The sequence below is a fragment of the Nostoc sp. FACHB-133 genome (genome assembly GCF_014698055.1).
Lineage (GTDB): Bacteria > Cyanobacteriota > Cyanobacteriia > Cyanobacteriales > Nostocaceae > Nostoc.
Genome location: NZ_JACJSH010000016.1, coordinates 23,935 through 40,157 on the forward strand (window position 1 = coordinate 23,935; position 16,223 = coordinate 40,157).

The 16,223-nt window shown below is 38.8% G+C and carries 12 protein-coding genes; 3 read left to right on the forward strand and 9 right to left on the reverse strand.

The features are described 5' to 3' along the window. Nucleotides 1-304 precede the first annotated feature (304 nt). Complete coding sequence (gene polA / locus H6G86_RS14765) at nt 305-3,238, forward strand: DNA polymerase I (protein ID WP_190934960.1); 2,934 nt, start codon at nt 305-307, stop codon at nt 3,236-3,238. A gap of 217 nt (nt 3,239-3,455) precedes the next feature. Here the strand turns inward: polA and psb27 are convergent, their stop codons facing one another. From psb27 to H6G86_RS14785, 4 genes are all read right to left on the reverse strand, one after another. After that, nucleotides 3,456-3,860, reverse strand: a complete 405-nt coding sequence (psb27, locus tag H6G86_RS14770) for a photosystem II protein Psb27 (protein ID WP_175586534.1) — start codon at nt 3,858-3,860, stop codon at nt 3,456-3,458. Between the two features lie 622 nt (nt 3,861-4,482). Beyond that, nucleotides 4,483-5,181 carry a phosphatase PAP2 family protein gene (locus H6G86_RS14775; RefSeq protein ID WP_190934961.1) on the reverse strand — a complete coding sequence of 233 codons (699 nt, stop codon included), beginning with the start codon at nt 5,179-5,181 and terminating at the stop codon, nt 4,483-4,485. A gap of 31 nt (nt 5,182-5,212) precedes the next feature. Next, nucleotides 5,213-5,956, reverse strand: coding sequence for a COG4705 family protein (locus H6G86_RS14780; protein WP_190934962.1), 744 nt, complete (start codon nt 5,954-5,956; stop codon nt 5,213-5,215). Between the two features lie 132 nt (nt 5,957-6,088). Continuing rightward, on the reverse strand, nt 6,089-6,856 hold the full coding sequence (locus H6G86_RS14785) for a COG4705 family protein (RefSeq protein ID WP_190934963.1): 768 nt from the start codon (nt 6,854-6,856) through the stop codon (nt 6,089-6,091). A gap of 303 nt (nt 6,857-7,159) precedes the next feature. Between H6G86_RS14785 and H6G86_RS14790 the strand changes: the two genes are divergently transcribed. Next, on the forward strand, nt 7,160-7,645 hold the full coding sequence (locus tag H6G86_RS14790; protein ID WP_190934964.1) for a PepSY domain-containing protein: 486 nt from the start codon (nt 7,160-7,162) through the stop codon (nt 7,643-7,645). Nucleotides 7,646-7,664: 19 nt separating this feature from the next. Here H6G86_RS14790 and H6G86_RS14795 read toward each other — a convergent pair whose 3' ends face one another. Beyond that, nucleotides 7,665-8,897 carry a HAMP domain-containing sensor histidine kinase gene (locus H6G86_RS14795; RefSeq protein ID WP_190934965.1) on the reverse strand — a complete coding sequence of 411 codons (1,233 nt, stop codon included), beginning with the start codon at nt 8,895-8,897 and terminating at the stop codon, nt 7,665-7,667. Nucleotides 8,898-8,960: 63 nt separating this feature from the next. Beyond that, complete coding sequence (locus H6G86_RS14800; RefSeq protein ID WP_190934966.1) at nt 8,961-9,635, reverse strand: response regulator transcription factor; 675 nt, start codon at nt 9,633-9,635, stop codon at nt 8,961-8,963. A 417-nt stretch (nt 9,636-10,052) separates the two neighbouring features. Here H6G86_RS14800 and H6G86_RS14805 point away from each other — a divergent pair, with 417 nt between their 5' ends. Next, nucleotides 10,053-11,738, forward strand: a complete 1,686-nt coding sequence (locus tag H6G86_RS14805; RefSeq protein WP_190934967.1) for an alkaline phosphatase family protein — start codon at nt 10,053-10,055, stop codon at nt 11,736-11,738. 145 nt (nt 11,739-11,883) lie between these two features. On the opposite strand, the gene cofH is transcribed toward H6G86_RS14805, so the two are convergent. The 3 genes from cofH to H6G86_RS14820 all read right to left on the reverse strand — a co-directional run bounded on the left by cofH (nt 11,884) and on the right by H6G86_RS14820 (nt 16,135). Continuing rightward, complete coding sequence (gene cofH, locus H6G86_RS14810) at nt 11,884-13,026, reverse strand: 7,8-didemethyl-8-hydroxy-5-deazariboflavin synthase subunit CofH (RefSeq protein WP_190934968.1); 1,143 nt, start codon at nt 13,024-13,026, stop codon at nt 11,884-11,886. Nucleotides 13,027-13,129: 103 nt separating this feature from the next. Beyond that, nucleotides 13,130-14,731, reverse strand: a complete 1,602-nt coding sequence (locus tag H6G86_RS14815) for a glycosyltransferase family 39 protein (RefSeq protein ID WP_190934969.1) — start codon at nt 14,729-14,731, stop codon at nt 13,130-13,132. A gap of 234 nt (nt 14,732-14,965) precedes the next feature. Then, nucleotides 14,966-16,135 carry a hypothetical protein gene (locus tag H6G86_RS14820; protein ID WP_190934970.1) on the reverse strand — a complete coding sequence of 390 codons (1,170 nt, stop codon included), beginning with the start codon at nt 16,133-16,135 and terminating at the stop codon, nt 14,966-14,968. Nucleotides 16,136-16,223 lie beyond the last annotated feature (88 nt).

The window sequence follows — 16,223 nt, forward strand, 5'->3', positions numbered from 1 at the left end:
TCTATCTAATTAAACATAAAACGCTCAAGAGTATAGATCCCAGATTTCTGCTGAAAAGTTGGGGACTTGTTTACTATGTTGATACTCACGTACTTAATTAGGGTAGTATCCTTAGTAAAAGTTATTCTACTGGGCTTCCGTACTAAAACTGTAAATACTTAGAATTTTTATGCATAAAATCATACTTTAAATAATTTATAAAATAATTTGCACTGAATAAAGTACGCTATTATCGCCAAAGCCAAGCTGAACAAGGATTGGAAATTGCTAACTATGTGACAAAGCTTCTGGCTAAAATAAGGCTATGTCTGAAATCACTTCTGTAACTGCAACACGCCCCACGTTCATCCTTGTAGATGGACACTCGCTGGCTTATCGTTCATACTTTGCTTTCGCCAAAGGGCGAGATGGAGGACTGCGTACTAAAGCAGGCATTCCTACGAGTATATGTTTTGGTTTTGTGAAGTGCCTGCTGGAAGTAATGGCAACACAACAGCCTCAAGCAATGGCGATCGCTTTTGATTTGGGTGAGGCCACTTTTCGCCATGAAGCTGACGAGACTTATAAAGCCGATCGCAAAGAAACGCCAGAAGACTTCATTCCCGACTTAGCAAACCTGCATGAGTTACTGAATGGCTTTAATCTACCAATTTTCACTGCCCCTGGTTTCGAGGCGGATGATGTTTTGGGAACCCTAGCGCAGCGAGTAACTGCTGCTGGGTATAAGGTGAAGATTCTGACTGGCGATCGCGATTTATTTCAACTGATCGACTCTGACAAAGAAATCACTGTTCTGAATTTTAGCCCAGATGCCATAAAACGCTCTACAAATAGCATTACGGAATTTGAAGCAGAACAAGTCAAAGAGAAGATGGGCGTTTTACCTTCACAAATTATCGATTTCAAAGCTCTTTGTGGAGATAAATCAGATAATATTCCTGGAGTTAAAGGAATTGGAGAAAAGACAGCAGTACAACTGCTAAATACCTATGGTTCCCTTGACAATATTTATGCTGCATTAGATGAAATTAAAGGCGCAACTCAGAAAAAACTGGCAAGTGGTAAAGAAGATGCCGATAAGTCTCGTTATTTGGCAACCATAGTTTTAGATGTTCCTATAGAAATTAATTTAGAAGATTGTAAATTAAAAGGATTTGATACAAGCGTCTTATCTCCAATTTTAGAAAAGTTAGAATTCAAGTCTTTTTTAGGGAAAATCAACGACCTTCAACAACGTTTTGGTGGCAAAATTGAAGAAAAGCAAGAAGCCAAAACAGACATAACTGCTCCTAACTCAGAATTGAAGGATGATGAAGATAATGATTTGTGGTTTTTCAGCGCTAGTGATACAGCAGCAGTTCCACAACAATCTACTTCTCCTATTACACCACGCATCATCAACACCGAAGCCAAACTAACTGAGTTAGTGAAACTTTTACAAACATTCACCACCCCAGATATTCCCGTTGCTTGGGATACTGAAACTACCGCTTTAGAACCAAGAGATGCTGAGTTAGTAGGAATTGGTTGCTGTTGGGGAATGCAACCAGATGAGGTAGCGTATATTCCTCTGGGGCATAAAACTGGAGAAAATTTGCATAAAGATTTGGTACTAGAAGCATTACGCCCAATTCTTGAAAGCGCTGATTATCCTAAAGCTTTACAGAATGCTAAATTTGATCGCTTAGTTTTAAAGTGTCAAGGGATTAATTTGGCAGGAGTAGTGTTTGATCCCATGCTGGCAAGTTACATTCTAAATCCAGATTCAAGTCATAATTTGATGGATTTAGGGCAGCGATATTTGGGATTAATAGCAAAAAGTTACTTAGATTTAGTTCCTAAAGGCAAAACCATCGCTGATATAGATATTCCCTCTGTTGCAGATTACTGCGGTATGGATGCTTATTCTACCTTTGGCTTAGTACCAAAATTGCGTGAGGAACTGGATAAAATTCCAACTTTGTCTAAGCTATTAGTGGAAGTTGAACAGCCACTAGAAGCAGTTTTAGCCGAAATGGAATACACGGGTGTCCGCATTAATTCGGCTTATTTAAAAGAACTTTCGCAGCATTTAGAAACTGAGTTAGCCAGGTTAAAAGAAGAAGCAACTGAAATAGCTGGGGAAAATTTTAACTTAGGTTCCCCTAAGCAGTTAAGCCAAATCTTGTTTGAAAAGTTGGGGTTAAGTACCAAACATTCTCGTAAAATTCAAACTGGCTTCTCTACAGACGCAGCCACACTAGAAAAACTCCAAGAAGATGATAAAAGTGGTTTTGTTGAGGCGATCATTGAGTATCGGACTCTATCTAAATTAAAATCTACTTATGTTGATGCCTTACCTGCATTGGTGCGTCCAGATACCCAGAGGGTGCATACTGATTTTAATCAAGCAGCAACATCAACCGGTAGGTTATCTTCTTCTAATCCAAATTTACAAAATATCCCGATTCGTACAGCTTTTAGTCGCCAAATTCGGAAGGCCTTTTTGCCTGAAGCTGGTTGGTTAATGGTGGCTGCTGATTACTCACAAATTGAATTGCGGATTTTGGCTCATTTGAGTCAAGAGCCAATATTAGTGCAAGCATATCAGCAAAATGAAGATGTTCACACTGTTACCGCGCGGTTAGTATTTGAAAAAGAAAATATAACCTCAGAAGAACGAGGAATAGCAAAAACTATTAATTTTGGCGTGATTTATGGAATGGGTTCTTTAAGATTTTCGCGCTCAACAGGGATAGATAAGAACATTGCCAACGAGTTCATTAAGCGGTTTAATGAACGATATCCTAAAGTTTTTGCATATTTGGAGCAAGTAAAAAAAGAAGCGATCGCTCTAGGTTATGTAGAAACTATTCTCGGTCGTCGTCGTTACTTTGATTTTACTAATAACAGTTTACGCAAATTAAAAGGCAGCAACCCAGAAGATATTGATCTGAGTAAATTGAAGAATTTGGGCCCTTATGATGCGGGTTTACTACGCTCGGCGGCTAATGCACCAATTCAAGGTTCTAACGCTGATATTATCAAAATTGCAATGGTAAGACTGCATGAGGTTTTGAAGAACTATCAGGCGCGTTTGTTGTTGCAAGTACACGATGAATTAGTATTTGAAATTCCCCCTGATGAGTGGGAAGAATTACAACCGCAAATTAAGTCGGTGATGGAAAACGCAGTTCAGTTGAGCGTGCCGTTGTTGGTAGAGGTGCGTGTCGGTGAAAATTGGATGGATACAAAGTAAGTTGAATTTTGGACTGCGGATTTAAACAATTTTTAGTGAAAAATTTAAAAGGTAATCAAGAGTCAAAACTTTTGACTCTTGATTCTTGATGATTGAATAGATAATAAGCTGTTTCACATTTAAATTGCATAAGCTGGGTGGGCTTTTCGGCCTACCACACAAGAGTTATATTTGATTTGGTTATGCAAATTAGATGTTTTTTCGCTTAGTCTAAAAGTTAACCGCCACGCTTTAGCGCTGCCTCAACCTGCTGTAATTCCTTTTCTAAACGATTTTTGAGTTTTTCGGGTACGGGACGATTTGGGTAAGAACTGTAGTGTCCAGCCAGGGAATTAAGGGCTGTCCGCATGGTTGTAAAGGAACCAAGACCAGAAACAGAGTTAACTCGCTGATAGCGAGCCGAAAAGTCATTAATTTTCTGACGCGCTTCTGCTTGAACTGCTGTTTTGTCTGATGAATCTTGTGATAGATTCAGAGCCTGTCTCATAACATTGACCACAGCTAAGGTATCTTGGCGATAATCCCCAGTCAAACTATCTGGACTGCCAGAACAGCCCATTAAGCCGATAGACACAACCAAAACCAGCGCAAGCAAACGCGACCAATAGCGCTTCATATGCATTAATTAAAAGAATACGTAAATCAACGTCCATCCTATCTTGGATTGGTAACTTGGGGATCAATTGAATGGGGAGTAGGAAGTTGGTAATGGCTATTTCATTCCCTAAAAGGCGTTCATTTACAAGCATCTTGGGCAAAAAATTAGATGATTAAAAAATCTGATTGGATAATTATCATAGTCATGGCTTCTCTACCAGACGCTACGCGCATAGTTTGCTTCGCCGTATGAGTACAGCAATACACTTAAATTTACTTGTTGAGGCGGTAGCTTTTCGATTACCAACTGGGTGCAGATTTTTCGCTTAGACTCTTGACAAAATTCCTGTGACAGTTGGTGAGTAGGGATTTCAATCGCCGATTCAACAAAATACTCAGAAGGGGTAATGCTCTCGTTTTGGGCTTACTACCTTATAGTGCAATACAGTTCAGTTAAGCATTTTTTATTCTATTTCTTCTCTTTCTTCGTGTCCTTTGCGTCCTTTGCAGTTTGTTAAAAAAATTCACTTTGACAAAGAGTAAAGCCTTAACCCAAGCGTATTGCCTTACAGTGAGAGTAAAAGTTTTCAGTCTATGGAAAATAGTAGCTTGTGAGTTAGATTTATATAATGAGAGGTTGAGACTATTTAATCAACTGACTTCCCTTGCCTCAATCTCTGCACTTTCAGCATCGTAATACATATTATCAGCCACAAAAAGCCGACTCCATAACCTGCAATTATGTCTGTGGGCCAATGGACTCCTAAATATAAGCGGCTAATACCAATAGCAGCAATTAAAATAACTGTCAAACTGTAAATCAACTTGGCAAAACGAGGATAATGAGTTGCCAATTCGTGAGCAATAAAACCATAAAGCACCATAGAGCCAAGTGCATGACCGCTAGGAAAACTAAAAGATTTTTCAGAAATTAATTGATGCCAGAGTTCCGGGCGAGGTTTAGAAAAAAATAACTTTAGCCCTGTATTTAAAATGAATGCTCCCAGGCAAGCAAGTAGAAAAAATCTTGCTTCTTCTCGATAACGTCGCCACCAAAGTAATAGTAGATTAATGCCGACAACGATAACCACTGTAGTAGGATTACCAAGATTTGTAATAAACAGCATTAAATTATCTAAATTTGGATTGGCAAACTGATGTAGCCATAACAGAAAAGTAGTATCAAATCTAAAAGCATCTCGCTCTAAAACCTCTTCAGCCAGTTGTGCTAAAACAAAAAGGATGAGAAGACAACTAGTAAGTCCAACAATACCAATTGTCGCAATTAAGGGAGCTAAACGAGGATGTATATGACGTAACCAAAAGTTAGAAATTTTTCGAATCATACTTTAATTTTATTCATTATGCTTAAACGCATCACTCAATTGGGTGACGCACTTTTTTCTCCTTTCGCACGGAAAAGAATAGCACAACTGCCAGCAGTATAAAGGCGATCGCCGAAGCATACCCCCTTGGCAGTGATAGACCACCATTTTTTACTGGTTTTGTCAGAAAATCACCGAAGGTAGCTCCGAAGGGACGTGTGAAGATGAACGCAAGCCAGAATAGGAGGATATCGCTCAACTTTGTTACGTAGTGAAGGGCGATGACAACACCAATGACGCTGGCTGTTACAAATGCTCCCTGGATATAACTTAGTCCCAAGTTGCTTGTCAGAAAGTCACCAAAGGCTGTTCCTAAACTGTTGGAGAATACGACAGCCAGCCAGTAGGTGGTCTCTGCATCTTTCTTCACGATCGGATAAACACTCAGATCCCGATCGCGGTAATACCAGATGCTAAGAACGCTCAGAAGACTGGCTACCAGAATAAGCGATCCCAGTGCATAGCCAAGCCCAAGAGATCGATCCATCAGGTCTGAAACTTCGGTTCCGGCTGTGGTTGTCGCGATGATGGCTGTCCAATAAAGAACTGGACGATATCTATCGGATTGAATTTGAAAAAACAGGAGAATAGCTAGAATGGCGAACGTTATGGCAAAGGCTACGTAATAGCCCAGTCCAAGAGACATTGATATAAAGTCACCTGCCGTTTCGCCGAGGGTCGTGGCGATGATCTTCATGATCCAAAAGAAAATTGTGACTTTTGCAACTTTGTTCATTTCTTTTTCACAATAAAAAATAGTAAGTCATCCTAGAGAAATACTGACTGTTGCTGCGATCGCAAATTACTACCAAATTGCTAGGTCACAAACAGAAAGACATCCAAGTTCAGAAACCGATCAATTGCCTTCTCAATCTTGTCGGTCAATCGGCAATAAGGCTGGTTTCTTCTGCTTAAGGCTTAAGTAAATAACCAGACTCGCGATTATAGACAGAAAAAGCATACTGGTTCCGACCGTACCAAAACCAAAGCCTCCATTTGTAGCAGATTGGGATAGTAAATCACCTATAGATGCTCCAAGTGGACGAGTCAATATGTAAGCTAACCAGAATGCCAAAACTGCATTCATCCACAAGTAATAATAAGCGCTCGCTATAATTGCAATTGAAGCGCCAAATATCAGTGATGATTGTGCATAGCCCAGTCGTAAATACTCTGCTAATAGGTCTCCTGTTGCAGTGCCCAAGGCAAACGTAAACAAAACAGCTACCCAATAAAAAAGCTCTCTTTTAGCTGTATTGATGGAGTGCATGGCTAATGTCTTTTCGTTTGAATACCAGAGCCCAAACACTACCAATAAGGAAACACTAAAAATTACAGTAGTTGTCATCAAGCTAACTCCAAGCTCGTCTACTAATCTATCAGTAATCAGTGTGCCAACGATACTTATCAAAACGACCACAAACCAGAAACTTGCTGGAACATAACGTTTAAGCTTAAACTGATTCAACAGCGCAATCAATAACACGCTGCTCATAATGTAAGATGTAATGCCTAAACCAAGGTTCAGGGTTGCTGACAGAAAATCTGCTGCGGTTTCACCTACTGTGGTTGCCAAAACCTTAATAATCCAGAAGTAAATTGTAACCTCTGGAACCCTGTTTAAAATCTTATTCATAATCTTTCTCCTTCTGGATTTTTCCATAGAAATGAGATTTCATCACATCTTAAAGTTACCTGTGTTGTCAGAAATTGCTGAGTGATTATACTTTACACAGCAAAAGTCAAGAAATAGTCAAGATTTTATTGAAAAAGTAATTTTCTCCTAATATAGGCACTAGGAATAACTGAAATTTATCATTAAAAATTAATTTCACCACTTGATATTAAATTTGTTAACTTAAAACCAATCTTGACTATTTCTTGACTTTTATTACCTACTATGAAAATACAAACCCAGACTTCAAAGGATTTTACAAGTATGAAGACTTCAACAAAAATTATTTTGACAGCAGCTTTTGTTGGTACTTTGGGATTTGCTGGATTGTCGAGAGTTGTTTCTGCAAAACAACCACAATCTTTCGTAGCAATTGCGCGTCAGCATCATAGTGCTATCCAAGTTGCTGAAGCCAGTGATGGAGACGGTGAAACCAACGACGATGCACAAGAAGCGGCAAAACTGCAACCGCTAGCTAAAATTACAGCACAACAAGCACAGCAAGCAAGTGAAGCATCGGTGCGAGGTAAAGCCAAAAGCATCAAACTCGAAAATGAAGATGGCAACTTAATTTATGCTGTAGAAATTGGTCAGCAAGAAGTTACAGTAGATGCTGGTAACGGCAAAGTTCTCTATGTTGAAAATGCCAATCAACAAGATGAGAAGAATGAAGCCACTCGTCCCAAGAGTAGTATTCAAGTTAAAGAAACTAGTGATGGCGATCGCGAAACCAATGATGATGCTAAGTAAGGAAAGTAAAATTACATTGTCAAGAAGTTGGTAAACGCACAGTAAAACAACTACCAACTCCTAATTGACTGGTAACACTAATTAATCCACCGTGATTTTGAGCAATAGTTTGAGCGATCGCTAGCCCTAAACCAGAACCACCTAACCAATAAGAACGAGATTTATCTGCTCGCCAAAAACGCTCAAAAACCTTGTCAATATCCTCTGGTGCAATTCCGACACCTGTATCTTGTAGGTTGACATAAAGCTGGGAACCAACACGACTAGTTTTAATTTCAACTACGCCTCCTGATGGTGTGTAGTAGAGTGCATTTTCAATTAAATTAGTAAACAGTCGCATTAATTGAACGGAATCACCTATTAGCTGAATATTAGCAATTAATTGAATTTTCAAATTAATTTGTTTGGCTTCAGCTTGAGGTTTATACAGTTGGATTAGGTTCTCTAATATTGAAGTTAAATCGAGAGTATCTCTATCCTGATTGGAAACTCTATCAGTGCGTGCTAACATCAATAAGTCTTCTGTGAGGCGAGTCATCTGGTTAGTAGCGTTGGCGATCGCCCGAAACTTTTCTGCATCTTTTGGGCCTATTTCTTCTGGATATTCTAGCGGTAACTCAGCATTAATTTTGATAGCCATTAACGGACTACGCAGTTCATGGGAAGCATCAGCAGTAAATTGTTTAAGCCTTGCAAAACTCTCTTCAATGGGTTGCATTGCTTGACGAGTTAGTAAAATTCCGCCAATACCACTCAGAACCAAAGTTATAATAATCCCACCACCTAATCCCCAGTCCAGCTTTTGCAGGGTTTCATCAAATTCATCTAAAGATTGACTAACTCTCACATACCCAACAAGCTCACCATTATCGCTAGCAATAATTGGTACAGTTACTGCTTGAATAGGAATTTTACCAGTCTGAACTTGTACTATTTTGTTTGGTAAAAAAGGTAAAGTTAAAACAGTTTTTCCTTGTTGCGTAATCAAGTTTCCTTGACTATCAAACCACTGTAATGCTTGATGAGAAGCAATTAAGTCTTGTGGACGAAAGTCACTTTCAATAGTTAGGCGACCTTTTTCAAACTCTACATTTGCAGATGCACCTTTCCCTATGGCTGTGAGTTTATCTGTGATTTGTTCAGTCAGACTACGTGTGAAAGCAAATCGGACTGCGATCGCAAATATTCCCAGCAGTGATGCGAACACAACTAAGTAAGACAACAACAAACGATATCTAATTCTTTGAAACACATTATTTTTGCTATAAAATGGTTAATTTTTATTTAAAAAATGACGATTTTATCTTAAATCATTTTACTTGCTTCCTAGACGATAACCAATGCCATAGATATTTTCAATCAAGTCTTCCGAACTTCCAGATGCTCTCAGTTTATTCCGCAAATTTGTAATATGAGTTTTAATACTTCCTTCTCCCGAAGATTTATCAAAATCCCATAGTTTCTCAAGAATTGCCGAACGAGTGATAACTTGATTTGGGTTTCTCAAAAAGTATTCTAATATCATATATTCTTTAGGAGTTAATAATATGATGTTTCCTGCATAAGTAACCTGTTGAGTTGCTGGGTCTAGTTGCAAATCACCGTGGATTAAAATCTGGGGACGAATTTCTGGAGTTCTTCGAGCTAAAGCTCTGATGCGTGCTGCTAACTCTTTTAATTCAAATGGCTTAACCAAGTAATCATCAGCACCAGCATCGAGTCCTATAATTTTGTCGCCTGTTGTATCTCGTGCCGTCAGCATTAAAATAAGAACATTAGATGAAGCAGCGCGTAAACGCTTACATAGAGTGATTCCATCTAATTTAGGAAGCATTAAATCTAATAAAATTAGCTCATGTAATGCTGATTGCGACCATTTCCAAGCTGCTAAACCGTCGGTTGTTATATCTACAATATGGTGTTGTCTTCTTAAAAACTCGGCTAATGGTTGGGCAATGCGATCGTCATCTTCAACTAGCAAAATTCTCATAATACTCCATCTCTAAATTATTAAGGCTTTCTAATACGAACGGGGGTTATCTTACCTACAAGGTTAGTCTTAATCTTTTTTATCATATATTCTTAACTTGAGCTTAATCTTATCTGATTAATGTTTCGTATGAGCGTTCAAAATATGCAATACCAATCAAGCTGATTCATCAAATGATAAATTCCTAAATTAAATGCTTACTTCAATAGAGGTAACGACAAATAGAGGAATTAAAACTTTTGCTATTTAGTAACCAAATACCTTTTTAATCAAGCGTATTCACAAATTTTCGTATTGTTTTAGCTTAGTCATATTCGGCTCTATAAAGGTTAATTGGCGTTGATTCATAACGCAAATAACCACAAACAAGCCTAAAACAATACATAGGGTACTTTATCAGCAAAGGAAATAAATAGAATGACTCGATTTAGCAATTCTCATCTACCTACTGTTTTCAAAACAGTAATTTTTAGCACAGTTATTTTAACAGGGCAGACATTTTTACAATTTAATAACTCAGCAGCAACAGCAGCCAGCCTTTACCAACATGTATTACTCTTATCAGTTGATGGACTGCATGATGCTGACATCAACGATCCTTTGCTTCAACCTTACTTACCAAATATTAATAATTTGCAAGCAAATGGTGTTACTTACACTAATGCCTTTACTAGTACACCCTCCGATTCTTTTCCTGGTGAATTGAACTATCTAACAGGAGCAAGTCCAAAAACTACGGGGGTTTATTATGACAATTCATATAGTCGCTCATTATTAAGTCAAATCGGGAGTCCTGCTGGTACTGGAGTTCTATTTGATGAAAGTATTGATAAAAACCCAAATCTTATTAGTGGAGGTGGTGATTTTGGGAAAGGTAGCATTGATCCAAGTAAGTTGCCAGTAGATAGCACAGGAAAACCCATTTATCCTCATAACTACCTGAATGTTAATACAATTTTTGAGGTAGCTCACGATGCTGGTTTACACACGGCATTTATTGATAAACATCCTGCCTATGACTTTGCTAATGGGCCTTCAGGCAAGGGAATTGACGACTTTTATGCTCCAGAAATCAATGCTAAAGTAGCTTTGGAAAATGGCAAATTAGTCGATCGATCAACAGCCCAAAATCCTAGCAATCTCACATTTAAAACGACAACTAAAAGCACTAGCCTTACAGAGGCTTATGATGATTTGAAGGTAAATGCGCTTTTAAACCAAATAGCTGGTAAAGATTCTCAAGGAATTACTACTCCGGGAACTCCTGCTATTTTTGGCATGAATTTTCAAGCTCTTAGTGTCGCTCAGAAAGATGCTAGTAGTAATGGTGGGATTGCTAGTGATGGAACACCTTCACCAGGATTAATTAATGCTTTAGAACATACAGACGCTAGTATCGGAAACATAGTTAATGCATTGAAGCAACAAAATTTGTTTGATTCAACATTAGTGGTATTGACAGCAAAACACGGTCAAAGTCCCCGTCAAGGAACAGCTACCCTGATTTCCGAAAACACATTTACAGATGTTTTAGAAAAAGCTGGGATTACCGTAAATCATGCAACACAAGATGATATTGGGTTGTTTTGGCTTGCAGATCAAAGCCAAGCTGATACTGCGACAACTCTTTTAAAAAATCTCAAAAATCCGGCGATTAATGAGATTTTATCTGGTAGCGCATTACAACAAGCAGGTTTTGGTAATCCTTTGTCAGATGACCGGACACCAGATTTTATTATCAAATTGAACCCTGGATATGTGATTTCAGATAGTACAAAAAGGGCTGAACATGGGGGTTTTTCAGATGACGATACCCATGTTGGATTGATTGCTGCTAGCGGGATTTTAGCTTCTGGACTCAAAGGTACAATCCAAACACAGGCGGTAAAAACAACTCAAATAGCTGTTACTGCTCTAGATGCGTTGGGGTTAAATCCCGATTTATTACAGGGTGCGGTGAAGGAAGGTACTAAAAAGTTACCAGGGTTAGAAATTTCTGATATCGATGCAGTACCAGAGCCAAATACAAATTTTGGCTTGTTATCTTTTATGGGCTTGATGTTAACTGTCTCTCTATGGAGACAACGCAAAGAAATCAGTTAAGCGTTGAAGATTAGCTTTTTTAAGCTGACTTGTAAAATCTGTTTTTTCTCTTTGAGCGCTCTGTGCCTTTGCGGTTGAAAAGCAATTTATTTAACCACGGAGGCACAGAGAATACAGACTAAGGAGATTGAAGAGGAATTTTTTCCTAACTCCTAATTTTCTGATAAAGAGTGTCTCGTTGTTGGTAAGGTCTTCCTAAAGAAGCGATCGCAGTTTCTAAAGTTTCCACTTCCATACATGTACCACCCAAAGCACCCGCCATTGTGGTGATATGCTCCTCCATCAAGGTGCCACCGATATCGTTGCAACCCCAAACTAGGGCTTCAGTTGCACCTGCAAGCCCCAGTTTTACCCAACTCTGCTGATGGTTGGGAATCCAATTACCCAAGTAAATCCGCGCCACAGCGCCTAGCAGCAGCGCATCGCTTAAAACTGGTTGATCGCGTCCAACACGGCGACGTAAGGGTTTGGGCGCTTCTTGACCAACAAAGGGTAATAAAATAAACTCTGTGATTTTTGCGGGATATCCCTGATTGATGGCAGTTTTTTGGAGCGATCGCAATTTTTCTAAATGTCCAATTTGCTGCTCGTGGGTTTCAATATGCCCAGATAACATGGTGCTAGTGGTATGTAAGCCTAATTTATGAGCGGTGCTGACAATTTCTAGCCAAGTTGCTGTATTAATCTTCTCTGGACACAATATCCGCCTTACTTCATCGTCTAATACTTCTGCTGCTGTTCCTGGCATTGAGCCAACGCCAGCATCACGCAAAGCAATAATTACATCGGCATATTCAAGTCCATCAAGTCTGGCGATAAATTCCACTTCCTGGGGAGAAAAAGCATGGAGATGAATCTGCGGAAATTCCTGTTTGATGGTTTCCACTACCTTGAGATAGTAGGGCAAAGATTTACCATTTATCTGCGCTTGTGGATTTAACCCACCCTGCATACAGATTTCTGTTGCACCCCGTCGCACTGCATCTGTTGCCTTTTCCAAAATTTGCGCCGAATCTAACCAGTATGCACCGACATCACCATCATCTCGACGGAATGCACAAAAACTACAGTGCTGCTCACAAATATTAGTAAAGTTGATATTACGGTTAATTATGTATGTAACCGTATCGCCTGCTTGGGTGTGGCGGAGTGTGTCTGATGTAGTACGAATTGCTGCGATCGCCTCTGGCTCAGTTTGTTGCAGCAATACCACTCCCTCTTGAGGAGATAAGTCATACCCCATCAAGGCACGCTCAAGAATTTTTTCAACAGCAATTTTTGTCAGCATTATTTCTTAATTTCTCAGTAAATTTTAATTTTATAATCTGGTAAATAATAAAATTTTACTTAATAAATACGCCAAGTTCTGGAGAATCCCAGCTAGAGAAAATTTAACTACCTTTCTGTTCTAGCCGCCACAGCCTACTATACTGGAAAACATCGACTAGTTTGTATTTCCTTTCAAGTTCATATCTAAATTTCTTAGAAGGATTATACAAAAATACCTCACTGAAACTATTAGGAATATTTGGCAGGCTTGGTTCAATTACCAATTGCATCTGCACTTTCTGATCTAGCAGATGAATGAGAGACATTATATCGCCAATATTTAGAGAATAAGTACTACTAATTAATAGTGGATTATTAGCTTTATTAATGATGCGAGCTATTTGAGGATTGGCAGGGCTGCTTTTATTCCACCACGACTCAGCTTGAGAACTGACAGCACAAGATACAATTCCACTAGAAATTACTACTACCACTACTAATTGCCAAAATTTCTGGGCTATTAACTTAGAAGTAAAAATTTGAGATGCCAGCAAGTAAGGAACAGCTAGCTGAATGCCTACATAGCACGGAATGACATATCTAGCTCGCAGACTAACCTTACCTCCAATAATCAAATCAGGCAATATGAAAGCTAAAGCAGGTACTCCACTTAATATAAAAACAAATAACCAAACTCGTGTTCCTGCGTGACGATAAAGAAATAAGAATGAGTATATTACCAAGATTAGTAGGAAGGGAATTAAAAATCGACCCCAGCGCAAAACTGGCAAATTCAAATCTGGAAAAAATTGTTCGTAGCGCCAAAAATCAGCAAATAAACAGCTAATATTACTAATCCAACCAGAAATCAAAACTGAAACAGATTGCCTGGTTTGAGCGCTGATTGTTGTGCGTTGAATTTCAGACAAGCTGTTAATAATATTTAAAATCCAAGGAACGAAAGCTAAAAACCCAACACTAGTTGCTATTAGATAAGCTTTAACAGTTTTGGTGAATCGAAAGCGCTCGATGGCAAATACATAAATACCGTAGGCGATCGCTAGCAACCCAGAAAACAAAAAGGTGTACAGTCCTAGTGCCACTGTTACTGCATAAATCCCCCAAAGCTTCTTGCTACCCAGTTTTATTGCTCGCAGCAGTACAGCACTCTCTAGCAAGGTAGTCACCATCCACAAACCAAACTCCCTTGCTTCTTGGGCGTACAGCACATGTAAGGGCGAGACTGTTAGAAGGGCTACGCTTATCCATGCTGTTATAGGTGACTCAAATAACTCTAAGCACAGCCAATAAATGCAAGGAAAAGCTATTAAGCTAATTATGGCTGACAAGCTTCTCGTAATCGCTACTGAGTTGCCAAAAAACTGCATCCATAATCTAACCATCACGTAATAAAGTGGAGGATGCTGGGCATCCTCCACTGCCAAAGAGTTGATTGTATTTATGAAACCTTTTTCAGAATTAGGCTGTTGATATTTTTGTATATCTCCAACAGCAAACACACGCCCATTAAACACTTGTTGAACAAATTCCGTCTTAGTGTAACCAGAAATTCTTAATGAGGTATAAGCTTCATCATGCCAGTAGACTTTTCTATCCAGATAGGCGAAGCGAAAAAATATGCCTAATATCAATAAAATAATGATTAAAAATCGAAGCCAAATAGGAGGAAAATATTTTGCAAGTAATGATTGTCTGTCGATCATAAATATAGAACTATAGCGCATATTGCAGATTTATGAAGTACATTAGCAGTCTTTAAACCAGATTTTAAAAATTTAAAATTAATCAAGTGTATAGCCGTTACAATCAGAAGAAAAACTTTTCTAAGAAGAATTCAGAACTTAAGGGCGGAGATAGAGACGCTTCACCTCCAGTCAGAATTCAGTATGAATTCTGTACGAGTAGGTGATAGCGTCTCACTAAAGCACTGGATATTGCTAATTTTCCCTTGCTTGTGGTGTTCGTCGGTGCTGTATTAGCAACCCAATCGCCATACCAATGCCGACGAAGGCTGTAAAGTAGAATAAACCAATTAATCGGATATAAATTGGTGGTGCGATCGCTTCAACTTCAACTTCTTGCGCTACTTTTACTGGTGCAAATTGACGGTTAGATCCAGGTAGAGGAGTTGCTTCCACCTCGATTTTGTGGGGTGAACCATCAAAAAACTGTTCTTGCCATGTTAACTTACCTTGCTTGTCGGGAATACCTTTGTAGTCAAAGACTGTTAAATTATGTTCTGTGGCGATCGCTTTCACTTGCAACGCTACATCAGTGATCGGTTGTCCACTTGCTGTATCTTTCAGTTGTAGTTCTAAATTCGCAAGTTTTCCGACAGTTGCGTTTTTATCTCCGTCAAGGCTAATTTCCAATCCCTGAGATTTCTGAGATGATGGTGCAATTACTTCGGTACTACTTGGATGGTGTTCACTGCCATGAGCTTCTGCAACTTCTGCACTAATATTGATAACTAATAGGGTTACTATAGCCACTACTGTCAATGCACTTAATAAAAGGCGTACTGACTGTGGCGCAATTTCTCCTTGTTGTAGTTCTCCTTGTCCGCCGATAACCCAACCACCTAACAATCCAAGTGATAGTAAAATAGCTGCGATAACCACAAAATATTTATATTTGGTTGGATTTTCGTGGACATTCAGATTTAAAGTTTGCTGATATGGAGCAAAAGCATTTGTTACTAAAGGTGAAACATTCACCAGTAGTTTGTATTTACCACGAATAGGTAACATTTGCTGAATTTCTAACTTACCATCAGGTGCATTAGCATCTATTTCCAGCAATTTTGTTCCTTCAACAATAGGGAAATCTGTTGTTAACCAAGGATTACGTGGTGGTGTTAGAATTTGTAAGCTAATTTTGGTATTTTCTAAATGTTTACCAGCAGCATCAACAGCTTGTAACGTCAGGGTAACAGGAGATTGTGGTTTTTCTGCCTCTGCTTCAAAGGGAAGAATACGTTCTAAAGGTGGGTTGGTAGAAAGTAGCACTCTGGATGTAGGAGTTTGGGAATTACCTACAAAAGAATAAAGAATTGACAAGGTGATGCAAACAGCACTGATAATCCCAAAAAGTCGATATTTTTTCATAAAAACTTACGGTAAATGTGAAATTTTTGTACTTTTTACAACTTAAAGCAGTTTTCATGTATATGAACCACATCTGTCGTAGTAGGGG

What these genes read in the sequence shown, in the direction of transcription:
- polA (WP_190934960.1), top strand. Translation starts at nt 305, where the DNA reads ATGTCTGAAATCACTTCTGTAACTGCAACACGCCCCACGTTCATCCTT.
- psb27 (WP_175586534.1), bottom strand. Translation starts at nt 3,860, where the DNA reads ATGCATATGAAGCGCTATTGGTCGCGTTTGCTTGCGCTGGTTTTGGTT.
- H6G86_RS14775 (WP_190934961.1), bottom strand. Translation starts at nt 5,181, where the DNA reads ATGATTCGAAAAATTTCTAACTTTTGGTTACGTCATATACATCCTCGT.
- H6G86_RS14780 (WP_190934962.1), bottom strand. Translation starts at nt 5,956, where the DNA reads ATGAACAAAGTTGCAAAAGTCACAATTTTCTTTTGGATCATGAAGATC.
- H6G86_RS14785 (WP_190934963.1), bottom strand. Translation starts at nt 6,856, where the DNA reads ATGAATAAGATTTTAAACAGGGTTCCAGAGGTTACAATTTACTTCTGG.
- H6G86_RS14790 (WP_190934964.1), top strand. Translation starts at nt 7,160, where the DNA reads ATGAAGACTTCAACAAAAATTATTTTGACAGCAGCTTTTGTTGGTACT.
- H6G86_RS14800 (WP_190934966.1), bottom strand. Translation starts at nt 9,635, where the DNA reads ATGAGAATTTTGCTAGTTGAAGATGACGATCGCATTGCCCAACCATTA.
- H6G86_RS14805 (WP_190934967.1), top strand. Translation starts at nt 10,053, where the DNA reads ATGACTCGATTTAGCAATTCTCATCTACCTACTGTTTTCAAAACAGTA.
- cofH (WP_190934968.1), bottom strand. Translation starts at nt 13,026, where the DNA reads ATGCTGACAAAAATTGCTGTTGAAAAAATTCTTGAGCGTGCCTTGATG.
- H6G86_RS14815 (WP_190934969.1), bottom strand. Translation starts at nt 14,731, where the DNA reads ATGATCGACAGACAATCATTACTTGCAAAATATTTTCCTCCTATTTGG.
- H6G86_RS14820 (WP_190934970.1), bottom strand. Translation starts at nt 16,135, where the DNA reads ATGAAAAAATATCGACTTTTTGGGATTATCAGTGCTGTTTGCATCACC.